The 16,957-nt window shown below is 62.6% G+C and carries 19 protein-coding genes and 1 riboswitch; of the genes, 6 read left to right on the top strand and 13 right to left on the bottom strand.

Annotation, left to right across the window (positions count from 1 at the left end):
- Window positions 1-108 precede the first annotated feature (108 nt).
- The 3 genes from gcvH to QZ266_RS09430 all read right to left on the bottom strand — a co-directional run bounded on the left by gcvH (window position 109) and on the right by QZ266_RS09430 (window position 2,351).
- A complete protein-coding gene (gene gcvH / locus QZ266_RS09440; protein WP_295694407.1) occupies window positions 109-474 on the bottom strand; it encodes a glycine cleavage system protein GcvH in 366 nt (121 codons plus the stop codon).
- 38 nt (window positions 475-512) lie between these two features.
- Window positions 513-1,610 (bottom strand): glycine cleavage system aminomethyltransferase GcvT, encoded by a 1,098-nt coding sequence (gene gcvT, locus QZ266_RS09435; RefSeq protein WP_295694404.1) that lies wholly within the window; start codon window positions 1,608-1,610, stop codon window positions 513-515.
- Window positions 1,611-1,790: 180 nt separating this feature from the next.
- A riboswitch (glycine riboswitch) is annotated at window positions 1,791-1,880 on the bottom strand.
- Window positions 1,881-1,982: 102 nt separating this feature from the next.
- Complete coding sequence (locus QZ266_RS09430; RefSeq protein WP_295694401.1) at window positions 1,983-2,351, bottom strand: hypothetical protein; 369 nt, start codon at window positions 2,349-2,351, stop codon at window positions 1,983-1,985.
- 153 nt (window positions 2,352-2,504) lie between these two features.
- On the opposite strand from QZ266_RS09430, the gene QZ266_RS09425 reads away from it, so the two are divergent.
- Complete coding sequence (locus QZ266_RS09425; protein WP_295694398.1) at window positions 2,505-4,019, top strand: serine hydrolase; 1,515 nt, start codon at window positions 2,505-2,507, stop codon at window positions 4,017-4,019.
- Window positions 4,020-4,028: 9 nt separating this feature from the next.
- Here QZ266_RS09425 and argS read toward each other — a convergent pair whose 3' ends face one another.
- Window positions 4,029-5,795: an arginine--tRNA ligase gene (argS, locus tag QZ266_RS09420; RefSeq protein WP_295694395.1), complete on the bottom strand. Its 1,767-nt coding sequence runs from the start codon at window positions 5,793-5,795 to the stop codon at window positions 4,029-4,031.
- Window positions 5,796-5,799: 4 nt separating this feature from the next.
- Complete coding sequence (locus QZ266_RS09415; RefSeq protein ID WP_295694392.1) at window positions 5,800-6,378, bottom strand: hypothetical protein; 579 nt, start codon at window positions 6,376-6,378, stop codon at window positions 5,800-5,802.
- A gap of 113 nt (window positions 6,379-6,491) precedes the next feature.
- Between QZ266_RS09415 and ispH the strand changes: the two genes are divergently transcribed.
- The 3 genes from ispH to rnhA are packed head-to-tail and all read left to right on the top strand — an operon-like array spanning window position 6,492 to window position 8,317.
- Window positions 6,492-7,448, top strand: a complete 957-nt coding sequence (gene ispH / locus QZ266_RS09410; RefSeq protein ID WP_366523934.1) for a 4-hydroxy-3-methylbut-2-enyl diphosphate reductase — start codon at window positions 6,492-6,494, stop codon at window positions 7,446-7,448.
- Window positions 7,449-7,457: 9 nt separating this feature from the next.
- Complete coding sequence (locus QZ266_RS09405; protein WP_295694387.1) at window positions 7,458-7,877, top strand: DUF1801 domain-containing protein; 420 nt, start codon at window positions 7,458-7,460, stop codon at window positions 7,875-7,877.
- A complete protein-coding gene (gene rnhA / locus QZ266_RS09400; RefSeq protein ID WP_295694385.1) occupies window positions 7,874-8,317 on the top strand; it encodes a ribonuclease HI in 444 nt (147 codons plus the stop codon). Before QZ266_RS09405 ends, rnhA begins: the two co-directional genes overlap by 4 nt.
- Here rnhA and QZ266_RS09395 read toward each other — a convergent pair.
- The 6 genes from QZ266_RS09395 to QZ266_RS09370 all read right to left on the bottom strand — a co-directional run bounded on the left by QZ266_RS09395 (window position 8,314) and on the right by QZ266_RS09370 (window position 14,113).
- Complete coding sequence (locus QZ266_RS09395; protein WP_295694409.1) at window positions 8,314-9,732, bottom strand: PAS domain-containing hybrid sensor histidine kinase/response regulator; 1,419 nt, start codon at window positions 9,730-9,732, stop codon at window positions 8,314-8,316. The genes rnhA and QZ266_RS09395 overlap by 4 nt on opposite strands.
- The gene (locus QZ266_RS09390) at window positions 9,635-11,530 is read right to left on the bottom strand and encodes a PAS domain S-box protein (protein WP_295694383.1); all 1,896 of its coding nucleotides are present in this window, start codon (window positions 11,528-11,530) and stop codon (window positions 9,635-9,637) included. Before QZ266_RS09390 ends, QZ266_RS09395 begins: the two co-directional genes overlap by 98 nt.
- A gap of 124 nt (window positions 11,531-11,654) precedes the next feature.
- Window positions 11,655-12,002 carry an energy transducer TonB gene (locus QZ266_RS09385; RefSeq protein WP_295694380.1) on the bottom strand — a complete coding sequence of 116 codons (348 nt, stop codon included), beginning with the start codon at window positions 12,000-12,002 and terminating at the stop codon, window positions 11,655-11,657.
- A 136-nt stretch (window positions 12,003-12,138) separates the two neighbouring features.
- Window positions 12,139-12,603: an NfeD family protein gene (locus QZ266_RS09380; protein WP_295694377.1), complete on the bottom strand. Its 465-nt coding sequence runs from the start codon at window positions 12,601-12,603 to the stop codon at window positions 12,139-12,141.
- A 25-nt stretch (window positions 12,604-12,628) separates the two neighbouring features.
- Complete coding sequence (locus QZ266_RS09375) at window positions 12,629-13,567, bottom strand: SPFH domain-containing protein (RefSeq protein WP_295694376.1); 939 nt, start codon at window positions 13,565-13,567, stop codon at window positions 12,629-12,631.
- 48 nt (window positions 13,568-13,615) lie between these two features.
- Complete coding sequence (locus QZ266_RS09370) at window positions 13,616-14,113, bottom strand: peroxiredoxin (RefSeq protein WP_295694372.1); 498 nt, start codon at window positions 14,111-14,113, stop codon at window positions 13,616-13,618.
- A 98-nt stretch (window positions 14,114-14,211) separates the two neighbouring features.
- Here QZ266_RS09370 and QZ266_RS09365 point away from each other — a divergent pair, with 98 nt between their 5' ends.
- Complete coding sequence (locus tag QZ266_RS09365) at window positions 14,212-14,799, top strand: YqgE/AlgH family protein (protein ID WP_295694369.1); 588 nt, start codon at window positions 14,212-14,214, stop codon at window positions 14,797-14,799.
- Window positions 14,800-14,820: 21 nt separating this feature from the next.
- A complete protein-coding gene (locus QZ266_RS09360; protein WP_295694367.1) occupies window positions 14,821-15,243 on the top strand; it encodes a PaaI family thioesterase in 423 nt (140 codons plus the stop codon).
- Here the strand turns inward: QZ266_RS09360 and QZ266_RS09355 are convergent.
- Together QZ266_RS09355 and QZ266_RS09350 are read right to left on the bottom strand one after the other, a co-directional pair.
- Complete coding sequence (locus tag QZ266_RS09355; protein WP_295694364.1) at window positions 15,224-16,360, bottom strand: EAL domain-containing protein; 1,137 nt, start codon at window positions 16,358-16,360, stop codon at window positions 15,224-15,226. The genes QZ266_RS09360 and QZ266_RS09355 overlap by 20 nt on opposite strands.
- Window positions 16,357-16,935 (bottom strand): GNAT family protein, encoded by a 579-nt coding sequence (locus QZ266_RS09350; RefSeq protein WP_295694362.1) that lies wholly within the window; start codon window positions 16,933-16,935, stop codon window positions 16,357-16,359. The genes QZ266_RS09355 and QZ266_RS09350 overlap by 4 nt, the downstream gene beginning before the upstream one ends.
- Window positions 16,936-16,957: the final 22 nt, after the last annotated feature.

The following is a 16,957-nucleotide window of genomic DNA, read 5'->3' as shown; positions in this document are numbered from 1 at the left end:
TTCCGGCACATCGGTAAACAGCTCGTCGATGGAGGCCACGCCGATCGCATCGAGCATGGCCTTCCGGTCATTATCTGTGTGGGGGAGGTATCGCATGGGATCGCCCTTTTAGGCCGTGTGTGCGTTGTAGGCGGCTTCGTCCATCAGGCCGTCGAGCTGGGCGGCGTCGGCGAGCTTGATCTTGACGAACCAGCCATCGCCGGTGGCGTCTTCATTGACCTTGGCCGGCTCGCCCTCGAGGGCGTCATTGATGGCGGTGATCTCGCCATCGACCGGGGCGTAAACCTCGGAAGCCGCCTTCACGGATTCCACAACGGCGAACTCATCGCCCTTGGCGAGCGTCTTGCCGACTTCAGGCAGTTCGACAAAGACGACATCGCCGAGCTGGCCGGCGGCGAAAGCGGTGATGCCGACAGTGGCGATATCCCCGTCAACGGTGATCCATTCATGGTCTTCGGTGTAACGCGTGGTCATGGGTTAAATCTCCTGCCCCTGGATAAGAAATTCGGGCCTCAGCCCCGATAGAAATTCGCCGGTACGAACGGCAATTTGGTGATGGTTGCGGCGCGCGGCTTGCCTCGGACGAGGATATCGACCTCGGTACCGGGCTTCATGAAGTCACGATCAACATAGCCCATGGCGACCGGACCGCTCACGGTCGGGCCGAAGCCACCGGAGGTCACGATGCCGATGACATTGCCGGACTTGTCAGCAATCTCGGCGCCTTCGCGGGCCGGAGCGCCGGTGAGCGTCAGGCCGACCCGCTTCTGACAGGTCTTCTCTTCGATCTGTGTGGCGATCACGTCGGCGCCAGGGAAATCGCCGCGCTCGCGGCGAGTCTTGGCCAGGGCCCAGATCAGGGAGGCTTCGACCGCCGTGCGGTTTTCGTCCATGTCGTGGCCATAAAGACAAAGCCCGGCTTCCAGACGCAGGCTGTCGCGCGCGCCGAGACCGATGGCGGCGACTTCGTCCTGGGCCAGCAGCAGGCGGGCAATGCGGTCGGCATCGGCCTCGGGGATGGAAATCTCGAACCCGTCCTCGCCGGTATAGCCCGAGCGCGACATCATCACGTCGACGCCGTCCAGCGTGAACAGGCCGCACTGCATGAAGACCATCTTGCAGGCCTCCGGGCAGAGCCGCGCCATGACGTCCTTGGCGGCCGGTCCCTGCAGCGCCAGCAGGGCGCGCTCGGGAATGCGGGTCAGATTGCCCTTGCCCGCCGTGGCGGCTTCGATATGAGCGAAATCGGCGTCCTTGGTCGCCGCATTGACCACAAGATAGATGCCCTTGCCGTCCGGGCGGGAGACCATCAGGTCGTCGCGGATACCGCCACGCTCATTGGGCAGGAGGGTGTATTTCTGTTCGCCGGCGCCGATCTCGGAGAGATCGCAGGTCAGCAAGGCTTCCAGCGCCGCCTCATCACCGACATAGCGCGCCTGGCCCATATGGGAGACATCGAACAGGCCGGCCTGTTCACGGCAATGCTTGTGCTCGCCCATGATACCCAGCGGGTATTGGACCGGCATGTCATAGCCGGCGAAGGGCACCATCTTGCCGCCAAGCTCGACATGGAGGGCGTGGAGCGGTGTCTTGTGAAGGGTTTCGGTCATGTCGGGTCCTTGCAAGGGTGCGATCCTGCACGCCCGGCAAGGCCTGCAAGCTGATCGCCCCCGCTGTCCCGAATACCTGAGAGATTCCGTGCGCGCCGTGGACGTCCCCCGATCGGGACCGGCCGCACTTGCTCCGTCGGTGGGGCGAAGGTTTGATCCTTCACCCGCTTTCCAGCGTTTATGCTCCTCGCGGTCCCTTGGCCTGAGCGTTTCCGGGGCGGTTGCGCCTTCGGCGCCGGCTTATTCGCCGGTCTCTCCCGCGAGGAGAAGCGGCCTGTAAAACGGACCTCTCAGCCAGTCAAACAGATTTGCAGGACTCTAGGCTCGCCTGCCGTTTAGTCAATGCGATTCGACCGATGTTTCTGGTCGTTTTCAACTGCCCAGACAGACACCGAGCGCGCTCTGGATGTGTCCACCCAGACCCGCTTGCTCCCCGTCGGGCAAGGAGGCAAAGACGCGCCGGGATTCCCGTCGGGCAGCCTCCCAGTCCGAGATTTCACCACGCCCCTGGATCGCGCCCTGCCCGCCCAGCGCCGCGGCACGATAGGCCGGCGGGGACAGACTCTGTGACAGCGCGCCATCAAGGCATTGGCAAAAAGCGAAATGATCGGGCTCGGCCCCGCCCTGGCGATCCACCTGCTGGATCCGGCAGGATTGCTGCATCAAGACCGACAGGCGCGCCGGGTCCTCGGGCAGGTCAGCAGCTTGAATGAGCAGGCTGGCGATGAGCGAAAAGATCATATCTGTCTCCCGGGTCGGTCACGCCAGCATACAATAATTTGGGCGAATGCCCCTCCCCCAAACGGGGGACGGAGACTGCAGCCCGCTGAATCCCGATTGCATCCAAATCGCACACTGCGCACATCCCAGCAGTGTATTAACTCGGGATAGATCATGTCTTTCAAGACTTTTGCTGCCAGCCTTCTGGCGGCCACCGCACTCATTTCCTCGTCGGCAATCGCCCAGATCGTGACGATCAACGAGGACACAGAGCAGCGCATCACGGACTATATCGCCACGGCGGAGGCGGTTGGTTCGGCCGGCGGCCTTTTGATCACGATCGGTGATGAAACCCTCATTTCCACCGGATACGGACTGGCCAATCGTGGCGCTCAATATCCGGCAACGCCCGAAAGCGTGTTCGACATGGGCTCGCTGACCAAGCAGTTCACCGCGGCGGCCATACTGGTCCTCCAGGACCGTGGCCAGCTGAGCGTCAATGATACGCTGGATCAGTATTTTGCTGATCTGCCTGCAGACAAGACCGGGATCACCCTCCACCAGCTGCTGACGCACACGTCCGGCCTGTCGGACCATACCGGCGGTTATGAAGGCAGCGATCACAGTCCCTACAAGTCGCGCGAAGATTTCTTTGCCGCGCTGTTCGCCAGTCCGCTGAGCCGTGAGCCCGGCACGTCGCTGGAATACAGCAATGCCGGATACACCGTTCTCGCCGCGATCATCGAGGACCTCAGCGGCACGGATTACGAAGCTTTCCTGATCGAGGCTGTGCTGGACCCGGCCGGCATGGACCAGACCGGTTATCGCCAGCGCGACTGGGATGATGAAGACCTGGCGCACATGTATTTCCACGGCTTCCTGGACCCGGAACGCGCAGATATCGGCAGCTTCATCGACCGTTGGCGCGACGAGGACGTCTCCTGGCACATGTTGGGCAATGGCGGCCTCTACACGACGCTTGTCGACATGGGCAAATGGCATCGCGCACTGCAGGACGGCACGCTTTTGTCAGCGGACTCCAACGCACAGATGCATGCCCCGCACGTCCCGTGGGAAGACGGGAACCCGAACCATTACGGCTATGGCTGGGTCGTGGAAACAGGATCCGAGGGAGTGCCCGTCAATCACGCCGGCTCGAACGGGCTCTTCAACGCCACGATCCGCCGCTATCCGGCAGACGACATTCTGATCATGCACTGGACCAATGAAAGCCGCCCCTCCGCGGATCGCATGGGCCCGGTGGTGCGTCGCATGCTGGTGGACGCGGCCTACGAGGCCAGCCCGGTTCACGCCTCGCCCTATACGCTGATCAACCAGTTCAGCCAGAGCCAGCCTGTCGAGCGCGTCGGCGACCTGCCCGCGCACCTGGAAACGATCACCGGGCGCGCGCTCAGCGACCGCCGCATTCTCAACCGGGTCGGCTTTCATCTGCTGGGTGAAGAACGCGGTGACTGGGCCGTCGCCCTGTTCGAGTTGAACACCACGCTCTTCCCGGGCGATGGCAATCTGTATGACAGCCTCGGCGAGGGTCATTTCGCGCTGGGCAATACCGAGGCCGCTCTGGCAGCCTTCCGCACATCGCTGGAGCTCGCGCCGGACGACGGCGGGTGTGGCTGGTGCGAGAATGCCCGCAACCGTATCGCTGAACTGGAAACCGGCGCGCAATAGCGCCGGTTTCTACATCCGCTCGGGCGCTTCCAGTCCCAACAGGCCCAGGCAGAGCTCAAGCTGTTTCAGCGTCGCTTGCGCCAGGGCCAGGCGGGAGGCTTTCACGGCGTTGTCTTCGGCGACAAGTACCGGACAGGCGGAATAGAATTTCGAGAAGGCCTGGGCCAGGGTGAAGGCGTGGTCGCACAGCGCGTTGGGGGCCCGGTTGTCGGCCGCATTGTCGAGCGCCGCACCGAAGGCATCGAGGCAGAGGACAAGATCACGTTCCTCCTGCGCGTCGACGAGGATCGCGCCCGGCGTCACACCGGCCTCGGCGGCCCGGCGCATGAGGGATTTCACCCGCACGGCGGCATAAAGGAGGTAAGGACCGGTCTTGCCTTCAAAACTGGTGAAACGATCCAGATCGAAGACGTAATTCGTGGTGCGGTAATTCTGCAAGTCAGCGAATTTGATCGCGGCGAGACCGACCATGCGGGCGACCCGATCATGTTCCTCGGCGCTGACATCGGCCGCGAGACCCGCCTCCTTGAGGCGTTCATCGGCGCGCTCGATGGCGCTGGAGATCAGGTCGGCGAGACGGAAGGTACCGCCATCGCGCGTCCGCAGACGCTTGCCATCCGTGCCGTTGACCGTGCCGAATTTCACATGCTCCAGCGCACCGTCCTCAGCCAGACCGGCTTTCTCGGCGGCCCGGAAGACCTGTTCGAAATGATCGCCCTGGGCCAGATCCACGACATAGAGCGTCAGGTCCGGTCCGACCGATTGCTTGCGGTCCAGGATGGTGGCGAGATCCGTCGTGCCATACAGCGCGGCGCCGGTCTTGGAGACCAGGATCAGGGGTGCCAGTTCCTTCTTGTCACCGTCCCGGGCGACGCGGACGATCAAGGCGCCCTCGCTCTCCTCGGCGACCTTGCGGGCCCTGAAATCCTCGACCAGGCCGGGGATTAGCGGATCGACATCGCTTTCACCCTTCCACAGGTCGAAATGCACACCCAGCGCGCCAAAATCGCGCTTCAGTGCGGCGACCGACACATCGATGAAATGACGCAGCAATGCCCGATAGCCGGGTCGGCCGGCCTGCAGCTCGGCAGTGGCGGTACGGGAGATCTCCAACCGCTCCGGATCGGCCTTGGCCTTGACCGAGGCTTGCGGGTAGAGGCGCGCCAGATCCTCAATCGTGACCGGCGGCTCGGTCGGATAGTCATTGGTGACATCCGCATCGAAATAGACGAGGTCCGGCTGTTCGTCATGCAGCTCGGTGATGAGATGGCCCATCTGCAGGCCCCAGTCTCCGAGATGGATATCGGAGACCACCGTGTCGCCGCGAAAGCGGAACAGGCGCTGCAGGCTGTCACCCAGTACAGAGGAGCGCAGATGGCCGACATGCATCGGCTTGGCGACATTGGGGCCACCGAAATCGATCATCACCGTCTTCGGGGCCTCGGTGAGCGGCGCTCCGGCCCGCTCATCGGCCGCGATCTCGGCGGCGCGCTCGCCATAGAGATATTCGGCCGGACGCAGATTGATGAAGCCCGGGCCGGCGATCTCGGCGGCGCCGATCTGCGGGATGCCGTGCAACGCCTCGATCAGCTTGCCGGCCAGCTCACGCGGATTGGTCTTGGCCTGTTTGGCCGCCGGCATGGCGCCATTGCACTGAAAGGGGAAGATTTCCGGATTCTGCCTGGACGGGGTCACACGGCCCAGCTCACGCGGAAGCTCGAGGGAAGCGAACGCGTCGCCCAGCACGGCGCTGAGCTGATCGGCAATAGAAGGCATGTGTCTAGTCCTGGCCGGCCGACACGCGGAAACGCTGTCCGGAGCGGTTGAAGGCGATTTGTTCCGGGGTCAGCTCGAAGCCGACAAGGATCTCGAAATTGACACCCGACGTGCCTTCATCGGCGCGCGGGATGGAGATGGCGTCGATGGTCTCGGTCAGATAGACCCGGTCTTCATCTTCATCAAAGCGGACACGAAGCGGGAAGACTTCCTTGACGATAACGGCCATGTCGCGACGGGTAACCGCGACGAAGAATTCATAGGTCCGCTCACGCCCCTGGGCCGCGGGACCGCGACCGAAGCCGAAATCGATTTCCAGATTGGCCAGGATGGGGCGTTCGCCATAATAGCTGCACAGTGATCGCACGGCGATCACTTCGCCGGTGAAGCCGACATTCTCATAAACGACCTCATCGCCATGGAATTCGACCATGCGGTGTGCGTCATAGAGCGACAGGGCGGACGGGCACGGACCGATATTCGGCTCCGGATCGACGAATACGCTGCCGACGCTCTGACAGGAAGACAGCAGGCCAGCCATAGCGGCCATTGCGGCAAGAGAACGCACGGATTTGAACGACATTATGTACTACCTGTCCTGGAAACAGACCCGGCCGCTGGCATGGGACCGGGCTCTTTGTTACCACGGTCATACGATGGAGATGCCGCTTCCGCAACGCCATCGCTGAAGGAGAGATGAGCGTGACCGCGACACCCCGCCCCCCATTGACCATATTGCGCGCCGCCCCGCGCGGTTTCTGCGCCGGAGTTGACCGTGCGATCCAGATTGTGGAGCGGGCGATCGAGCGTTTCGGCGCGCCGGTCTATGTGCGCCATGAAATCGTCCATAACCGGCATGTCGTGGAACGGTTGGAAGCGCTGGGCGCGGTTTTCGTCGAGGAGCTCGATGAATGTCCGGATGACCGACCGGTTGTCTTTTCTGCCCACGGCGTGCCCAAGACGGTCCCCGCGGAAGCCGAACGCCGCGAGATGATCTATGTCGATGCGACCTGCCCGCTGGTGTCAAAAGTCCATGTCGAGGCCCAACGGCATTTTGCCAATGGCGATGAGATCATCCTGATCGGTCATGCCGGTCATCCCGAAGTTGTCGGCACGATGGGCCAATTACCCGAGGGCGCGATCAGCCTGGTGGAAACCGTCGACGATGCCGACCATTTCACGCCACGCGATCCGGAGCGCATCGCTTTCGTGACCCAGACCACACTCTCGGTGGACGACACCTCGGCCATTGTGGCGCGTCTGCAGGGACGCTTCCCGGGCATGAAGGCGCCGCACAAGGAAGACATCTGCTATGCCACCACCAATCGCCAGGCGGCGGTCAAGGCGATGGCACCGCGCAGTGATCTGGTCTTCGTGATCGGCTCGCCGAACTCCTCGAACTCGGTGCGCCTTGTCGAAGTCGCCCAGCGGTCCGGTGCCAATGATGCGCGACTGGTCTCGTGCGCCGCCGATGTCGACTGGGCCACGATCGGCGCCATCCGCACGGTCGGCATCACCGCAGGCGCGTCCGCTCCGGAAGATCTCGTGGAAGGGCTCATCAATGCCTTCCGCGAGCGCTATGATGTGCAGCTTGAGGATATCCGCGTCACCGACGAGGATGTCGTGTTCAAACTGCCCCGCGCTGTCGCCTGAGGACATTCCATGGCCGAGAACAAGACCCAGCCCACCGCCATCAAGCCCGCCGACTATGTCGAGACCATCGAGCACCCCGTGCGGCGCGAAGATGCCCGCACCCTGCTCGCCCTGATGGAACGCATCAGCGGCTGGAAACCGAAGATGTGGGGCGCGGCCATCATTGGTTTCGGGACTTATCACTATAAGTATGAGAGCGGTCGCGAGGGCGAATTCATGCGTACGGGCTTCTCCCCGCGCAAGGCCAATATGGTCGTCTACATCATGCCCGGCTATAGCGATTATTCGGAACAACTCGCCCGGCTGGGCAAGCACAAGCTTGGCAAATCCTGCCTTTACATCAACAAGCTGGCGGATGTGGACATGGCTGTCCTGGAAGAAATCATCCGTGCCTGCCTCGACGACATGGCGAAGAAATACCCATTGTGAGTACGATCACCATCCACACTGACGGCGCCTGTTCCGGCAATCCCGGACCGGGCGGCTGGGGCGCCATTCTGGAGTGGAATGGCCACCGCAAGGAACTCAAGGGCGGCGAGGCCGACACCACCAATAACCGCATGGAGATGATGGCCGCGATCCAGGCCCTGGACGCGCTCAAGAAGGCTGACCGCTCGGTGATCCTGATCACAGACAGCGTCTATCTGCGCGATGGCATCACCAAGTGGATCCATGGCTGGAAGAAGCGCGACTGGAAGACCGCCGACAAGAAGCCGGTGAAGAATGTCGATCTGTGGAAACGCCTGGATGACCTCACCCGCTCGCACACGATCGACTGGCGCTGGGTCAAGGGCCATGCCGGAGATCCCGGCAATGAGCGGGCCGACGAGCTCGCGCGCGAAGGCCTGTCCGAAGCTCGCGGCCGCTAGGCCTGCCGCGTCTGCTCACTGCCAGACCCTGACGGGCTGGCTGCCGCGAGCTCGCGTCGCAAGGCCTCGAGCACATCCGGCAGGTGCAGCGGCTTGGTGAAATACCCCGTCGCCCCGATCCGGGCACATAATTCGCGGGTCGCACGCGTCGCATCAGCTGTGAGGGCGAAGATCGGAATTCCGGCATAGCTCGCATCCGATGCGCGGATCCGCCGGATCGCTTCATCACCCGCCATGACCGGCATCTGGATATCCATCAAGACTGCGTCGAACGTGTTGGCGTCGAACGTGTTGGCGTCGAGCATGTCGAGTGCTTCCTGACCGTTCACCGCCGTGATGACGTCGTACCGATCATGCTGCAGCAGGGCCGCGATCACCATCAGATTGGCCTGGACATCATCAACAACCAGGACCCGGCGTCCGACCTCACCGGCCTTGACCACGGCTGACGAGCGGGACGGTGCCGTGTTCGCCACCCGGCTGTGATCCGCCGGCAGAGGCAGGTTGAACCAGAAGGTCGACCCCTCGCCCACAACACTGTCAACGCCGATCTCGCCGCCCATCAGCGAAACCAGTTCATGGCAGATTGCGAGCCCGAGCCCCGTGCCCCCGTATTTACGGGTGATCGAGTTATCAGCCTGGGCAAAGCGGTCGAAAATAGCGGCGAGATTCTCGGTTTCTATTCCGGGGCCGGTATCGGTGACGCGGAAATCAATGCTGTCCCCTTCGCCGACGCGGATATCGACGCTGACCGCACCGCTTTCGGTGAACTTGATCGCATTGCCGATGATATTGATCAGGACCTGCCGGATCCGCTTCTCGTCGCCGACCACGAAACGGGCGACATCAGAGGACATAGCCACGTCGAGTGCGAGCTGTTTTTCCTTCGCCCGCAACTGCATGATGTCGCCAACCATGGCGACCAGCCCGCGCAGTTCGAATGATCTGTTCTCCAGCTCGATCATGCCGGATTCAATCTTCGAAATATCCAGGATGTCATCGATCAGGTCAGCCAGGGCCTGACCGGAATTGCGGATGGTCTCGACATGCGAGGCCTGTTTGCTGGTCAGCTCGGTCATTTGCAGGATCTGGGTCATGCCCAATACGCCATTGAGCGGCGTCCTGATCTCGTGACTCATATTTGCAAGGAATTCGGACTTGGCGAGACTGGCGCTCTCGGCCCGCTCCCGGGCCATATCCAGCGCGGCGGCCTGCTCGATATCTGCCGTCATATCCATGTGGACACCGGTCAGGATCGGGGGCGCATCCAGTCGTTCGCGATAGACTCCGAGGGACCGGATATGCCGATAACTGCCGTCAGGCCGGGCGTAGCGGTATTCTCGCTTGAGCTGTGTTTTCGTCTTGTAGGCCTCGGCCAGGCCTGCGGCGACGACATCGCGGTCTTCCGGGTGAATGCCCGCGACCCAGTCGGCCGGTGACGGATTGGCGGCGCCATCGGGAATATTGAACAGGCGACGACTGCCGATACTCATTGGTTGTGGGACAGACGTCCCAGACACCAATGCCGGAGCTGTTGAGCGCAACTTCCAGCCGGGTCGAGATCAGGCGCAGCTCTTCCTCGCGCTCCCGGCGTTCGGAAATATCCTGGAATGAGCCGACAAGGCGGACCGCTTCTCCATCCGTGAGGATGCGCCGCCCGACCGCCCGGACCCAGATGCGCCGGTTCTTGGCCGTAATGAACGGCAGTTCCAGATCCCATGGCTCGCCGGTTTCAACGCAATGTCCCACGGCCTGCGAAATCTGGTCGCGGGCTTCCGGGGCATAGAAATTGATCGCGTGCTCCATGTCCGGAATATAGTCCGGATCAACTTCATGGATCCGGCGGGTCACGGCGTCCCAGATCGGCGTCATCGTGTCGAGATCGACCTCCCAGCTGCCAATCCCGCCAAGCTCCGTGACGGCAGACAGGCGCTCCAGGAGGGATTCGAGCCGCTGCTGGCTCTCGACCAGTCCCGCTTCGGTTTGCTTGCGTTCGGTAATGTCGAAGCGAACGAAGATATACCGCTCAACCTCACCGGCTGAATTCAGCTGCGGCGCGATGATCGAGTCAGCCCAGAACATCTCGCCCGACCTGCCGCGATTGCAGATTTCGCCACGCCAGGGGCGGCCCGCGCGGATCGTCGCCCACATGTCTTCCCAGAAGGCGTCCGGGTGCATGCCCGCTTCCTGGAGGGACTGATGGGTGCGGCCAATGACCTCCTCGGCCGAGTATCCGCTCAACTGGCAGAAGGCCTCATTGACGTCGATGATGACGCCATTCGGGTCAGACACGCTGAAAACGGTGTGCTCGCGGATCACATTCATCAGCGACTGGGTCTCGAGCAATGCCTTGCTGAGCTGGTCCCGGATTCGGTTTCTCTCGGTAATATCGGTCTGCACCGACATGTAGCCCGTACAGGTGCCGGCGGCATCATTGATCGGCGTCAACTCGATCAGGACAGTGTATTCGGTCCCGTTCTTGTGGCGATTGACCAGCTCGACCTGACACTCCCTGCCGGCCTCAACCGCATCCACCATCTCCTGCACGACCTGGCGGTCGGAATTCGCGCAAAGCAGGAAAGAGCCGGGAAAGCGCCCGAGCATCTCGGACAGCGCATAACCTGTCTGCCGTTCGAAAGCCGGATTGGCCCACTCGATCGCTCCCGCCCGATTGGTGATCACCACTGAATTATGGGTGTGTCGGGCGACCAGGGCGAGACGGGTCTGTTCGCGCGAATCGATCCGGTCGCGGATCAGGTTCTCGACCATCCGGGCCAGCGAGGCCAGGCGGTCGCGGGCAGGCTGGTCCAATTGCATCGGCGCGTCATGGATCGCGCACAGCGTGCCCAGCTTCTCCCCCGACGGCAGCCGGATTGGGACGCCGGCATATCCCCGAATGTGGGGAGCGCCAGTGACCAGAGGGTTTTCCGCGAACAGCGGATCATCAAGCGCGTTCACCACCTCGTAAATGCCGTCCTGCTGGATCGCATGATCGCAGAAGGCCCAGGATCTCGGTGTCTCCGTGGCCGGCAGATTGACCGCGGACTTGAACCATTGCCGCTCCCGATCGACCAGGGAGACGGCGGCCATTCGGGCACCCGTTACCGCTGTAACCAGATCAGCGATCGCGTCATATTCGGCCTCGGCAGCGGTATCGAGCAAACCCAATGCGTGCAGCGCTTCAAGTCGATCTTCCTCGGGAATGTCCGGCATGACGGGACCCATCGCTGATATTCATGACAATCGTGCACGAGACAATCAGGTGTAATGGGCAAGAAAACGTAAAGAGCCGCCCTCAGCGGGGCGGCTCTTCAATCGGGACGACGGGGGGTCGGGATCAGTCGCCGAGGCGGAATTCCAGCTCGCGGGTATGGCCATCCGTCTGGGCAGCAGCCGGCGCATAACGCCAGGCTTCGATCGCGGAAAGGGCCGCCCGGTCGAAAATGCCCGCCGGTGTCGATTCGACAACTTCCGCATTGATGACACGGCCTTCAGCGTCGATCGAATAGGACAGGCGAACCATGCCCTCAATCCCACGGCGTTCCGCGCCACGCGGATAGTCCGGGGCGACCAGCTCGACGGTCTCGCGGCTCGTCGTGGTATTGGCAGCAGCCGGCGCCATCAGGGCGATCGGAGCGGCGATGGCCGAGACACAGACAAGGGCGGAAAGGATTTGCTTTTTCATGGCGCTCACTCGGGGTTGTTGTTTGCGAATACGAGCGGTGATCTAGACCAATGAAATTGCTGCAGGCTTGCTGAAACCATTAAGATTTGAACGAACCCGGTCATATTGCATGACCGGGTTCGCCATTTTACTTCACTTACGAACTAACGGTGAGTACAACGCCGTTCACGGCGCTGACGACCAGGGTAGACCCGGCAACCGGATCCGTTCCGTCGGGCGTTTCCGCCGCCCACTCGCTATCGCCATACTTGACCCGGCCGCGACCGGAGACGAAATCGCTGACAACCGTCACGCGCTGCCCGACCATCCGCAAGGAGCGGTCGTTCAGGCCCGAGCCGGCACCGGCCTTCATGGCCGGACGGACCCAGCGGTCCCCGACCCATAACAGGCCGAGCGACAGGAGGGCGAAGACCGCCCACTGGATCGGCCAGCTCACACCCAGCATTTCCATCGCGACGAAGCCGGTCAGGAAGGCCGCGGCAGCGGGCCAGAGCAGGTAGGTCGTGCCGGTGAGCAGTTCGGCGATGAGGATCACGCCGCCAATCGCCCACCAGGCCCAGAGATTCATGCGGTCAAAGACCGACATCCACAAATCCATCATGACATCTCCTTCTTGACCATTGGACCTAGCCCTTGCGGGTGGCCTCGGAAACGGCGTCATGCGCCGCCTTGCCCAGTTCGCCAACGCCCGTGATGGTCGACAGGATGTTGGAGAATTCGGCCGGGATGATCACCGTGCGCTGCTGCTCACTGGTGGCCAGCTTGCCGAAGGCCTCGATGTATTTCTGACCCAGGAAGTAGTTGATCGCGGACACATCACCCTTGGAGATGGCGTCCGACACCATCTGGGTTGCGCGGGCCTCGGCCTCGGCTTCGCGTTCGCGGGCCTCGGCGTCCAGGAAGGCACTTTCCTTGCGACCTTCGGCCTCGCGGATGGCGGCTTCCTTCTCACCCTCGGCGCGCAGGATGGCGGACTGCTTGGAGCCTTCCGCTTCCAGGATCTCGGCTCGCTTGAGGCGCTCGGCCTTCATCTGGCGGGCCATCGCCTCGGTGATATCGACCGGCGGCGACAGGTCACGGATCTCCATCCGGGTCACCTTGGCACCCCAGGGATTGGTCGCGGCATCAATCACCCCCAGCAAGCGGGCATTGATTTCATCCCGCTTGGACAGGGTCTCGTCGAGGTCCATGGAACCGATCACGGTTCGCACATTGGTCAGCGACAAATTGATGATGGCAAAGTCGAGATTGTCGACCTCATAGGCCGCCCGCGGCGCATCCAGCACCTGGATGAAGACAACGGCGTCCACAGAGACGGTCGCATTGTCCTTGGTGATGACGTCCTGATTGGGCACGTCGAGAACACGCTCACGCATATTCATCTTGTAGCCCACCGTATCAATGAACGGCACAAGGAAGTGGAGGCCGGGCTTGAGGGTTCGCGTGTAGCGTCCAAAGCGTTCGACGGTAAATTCCTTGCCCTGCGGCACTGTCTTGATCACCGAGGCGATGACAAACAATGCCAACAGCAGAAAGACACCAATACCGATCATTCCGAAGTCCATGCGAACCCCTCCTTACTTGTTGTTGAACACCCCCTCACACGAGGAGGGTCAGGCAGAAACGCCGTCGAGCTGACCAAGGATGTGATCAGCGGAAGACACCTTGAATTCACCCGGTGCCTCGACATTGAGCTCGGCAACCACGCCATCCTTGACCAGGATGGAGAAGCGCTGGGCACGCACGCCCATGCCGAAGCCCGTTCCGTCCATTTCCAGGCCGACCGCCTTGGCAAACTCGCCATTGCCGTCAGCCAGCATGACGACGTCGTCGCCGGCATTCTGGGACTTGGCCCAGGCGTCCATGACGAAGACATCATTGACCGAGAGACAGGCGATCGTATCGACGCCCTTGGCCTTGATGTCGGTGGCCTTTTCGATAAAGCCCGGCAGGTGCTTGGCCGAACAGGTCGGCGTGAAGGCACCCGGCACCGCGAACAGGGCGACGGTCTTGCCGGCGAACACGTCAGCCGTGCTCAGCTTGTTCGGTCCGTCAGCCGTCATGGTCATGAAGCTGGCTTCGGGAAGGCGATCTCCGACCGAGATGGTCATGGCATTTCTCCTGTTGATCAGTATGGGCGGTTTTCCGCACGGCAAGATAGCGGGAACCCGGCTGGACGCATCCCCCTTTTGGGAGGAACATGTCAGCCATGAGACCCGGACGTTCGACAGATGTGGACGAGACCTTCCTCGGCGGCAAGCTTTTGATCGCGACGCCGAGCATCGGGGATCCGCGCTTTGACCGCACCGTCATCCTCATGTGCGATCACGGACCTGAACACGCCATGGGAATCATCCTCAACAAGCCCGCCGATGACCTGCGCCTGCCCGAGCTATTCGAGCAGTTGGGGGTGGCGGGCTCGCAGCCGACTCCGGACAAGCCGGTACTGATGGGCGGGCCGGTTGACCAGGATCGCGGCTTCGTTCTGCACACCCGCGACTACTCGACCGAGGACGCGACCCTGCCCGTCAACGAGCGAATCGGGCTGACCGCGACCAAGGATGTGCTCGAGGCCATGGCATCGGCAGCCCCGCCGCGCCGCAGCCTGCTGGCGCTGGGTTATGCCGGCTGGGGCGCTGGACAGCTGGAACACGAACTCGCCGCCAATGCCTGGCTGGTGGCGGAACTGGATGAAGACCTTGTCTTCGACACGGATGACGCGGACAAATGGCCGCGCGCGCTGGACCTTCTCGGTGTCAGCCCCGAACATCTTTCCGCCCTGTCGGGCCACGCCTGACGTCCCGAGAACGGATCTCCCATGTCACCCCATATTGTCGAGGACGGCGAATTCGCCGGTTGGCGCATCTGGCCTGACGACCCGTTCGAACAGACGGTCGGCCCCTTTTTCATGCGGCTTGGAACGGACGGACCGGAAATGGCCTTCCGCGCGCAGCGTCACCACCTCAATGGCATGGGTGCCGTTCATGGCGGCTGCCTGATGAGCTTTGCTGATTTCGCCCTGTTCGGGATCGCCCATGAAGAGCTTAAACCCTCGGGCTATGGCGTCACTGTCGCCTTTACGTCGGAATTTATTTCGGGCGCGAAAGAAGGCGCACTGATGGAAGCGCGGGGCGAGGTTCTGCGCGCTGGCGGATCACTCATTTTCGTGCGCGGCCTGATAACCGGTGATGATGTCCCGGTACTCAACTTCTCCGGTACGATCAAGCGCCAGCGGGCTTGAACCGACCGTCCATGCCACCGATCAGCGCCTGCTCGGCCGCATCCGGCGACAGGGCACCGGCATAGCGATAGCCCTGGGCATACTGGCAACCCATAGCGGCAAGCCGCTCGGCCGCCGCAATATTCTCGACGCCCTCGGCCACGACCTTCATGCCGAAATGCATGGCCAGCTGGATCACCGATTTGACCACTGTCCCGGCCGCTTCATCACCGGCCATGGCCCGGACGAAATAGCGATCGATCTTGACCACATCGAAAGGCAGCATGTCGAGCCGCGCCAGGGAGGAATAGCCGGTGCCGAAATCGTCCAGCGCCAGCGACACCCCGCCCTCGGCCAGCCTTTGCATCGCCGCCGCCGCCATATCGGGGTCCTGCATGATCTCGGTCTCGGCAATCTCCAGCTTGAACGCCCCGGCGGGCAGTTTTGCAGCCCCGACGCAATCAAGCAGGTCAGTCACGAATGCCGGATCAACCAGTTCGCTGACCGTCGCATTGGCGGAAATGAAGATATCGGCCGCCGCGCCATGGGCGACCCGCCAGGAGGACAGGTCCGCGGCCGCATGACCGCGCACAGTGGTGCTGATCCGGTTGAGAAGGTCGAGCTCATCGGCCATGTCGAGGAAATCGTCCGGCGACAGGATTCCGACGCCCGGCCGGTCCCAGCGGGCCAAGGCCTCGAAACCGGCGAGCCGGCCGGTATCCAGCGCGATGATGGGTTGATACCAGGCCATGACTTCGCCGGCGGCAACGCCCTTGGCGAGGGCATGTTCTTCGCCGATCCGCCCGGCCAGGTCTCGCGTGGCGCCCGCCGGGGTCATGAGGCCCTCAAACCGTCCGTCGCCGACGCGCTGGCCGAGCAGGCGGACATAGGCCAGACGGTTGCCCGCACCGATCAGGCGAATTCTGAGGTCCAGCGCGTCGCCATCAACCGCGGCGGCGAGCCGCGATTGATCGGCCGGTCCGAGACGGTCCAGGAAACCCTGCCAGTCCATCTCGGCCTGGTCGAAACCAAAGGCCGCGGCATCACCGGTCAGACGGACCCGACCGGCGGCAAGGTCACAGGCAAAGGCCAGCGCACCGGCTGCCCGGACCCCGGCTTCATATCCGGTTTCCGTCATTTGCGCGGATCGGTGGACAGAATGGCGAAACGGTCATGGTCGCGCCATTCACCGGCGATATTGAGGAAGGCGCGCGAGCGGCCTTCCTGCACGAAGCCGACCTGTTCCAGCAAGGTGCGCGAGGCGGCATTGTTCGGCTGGCACGCAGCCTCGACCCGATGCAGGCGCAACTCGTCAAAGGCAAAGGCCAGAACGCGGCGCACAGCGGCCCGCGTATGGCCCTTGCGGACATAGGGCGAGCCGATCCAGTAGCCGACATCGGCCGATTGCAGCACGCCGCGCCGGACATTGTTCAGATTGCAGGCACCGAGCAGGACATCATCGCGGGCACGGACCACAAAGAAGGGATAACCCAGCCCGGCATCGCGATCGGCCTGATAACGGTCAATGCGGCGGCGGAACGCCCCCTTGGACAATTCATCGCTCGTCCAGGCGGGTTCCCAGGGCTCGGTGTGAGCGCGCGAGGCCCCGCGCAGCTTGGCCCAGTCTTCGTAGTCGGAAAGCGTCGGGGCTCGCAGGCGAATGCCCTGACCGGTGAGGGTCTCGTCCCAGGAAGTTTCGCGCCAGACTGCCAAATTCCATCTCCGTAACCGGGCG

Origin of the sequence: uncultured Maricaulis sp. (genome assembly GCF_905480005.1) — a bacterium.
GTDB lineage: Bacteria > Pseudomonadota > Alphaproteobacteria > Caulobacterales > Maricaulaceae > Maricaulis.
The sequence above is the reverse complement of the archived record's forward strand: the minus strand, read 5'-3'. Positions and strand labels throughout refer to the sequence as shown.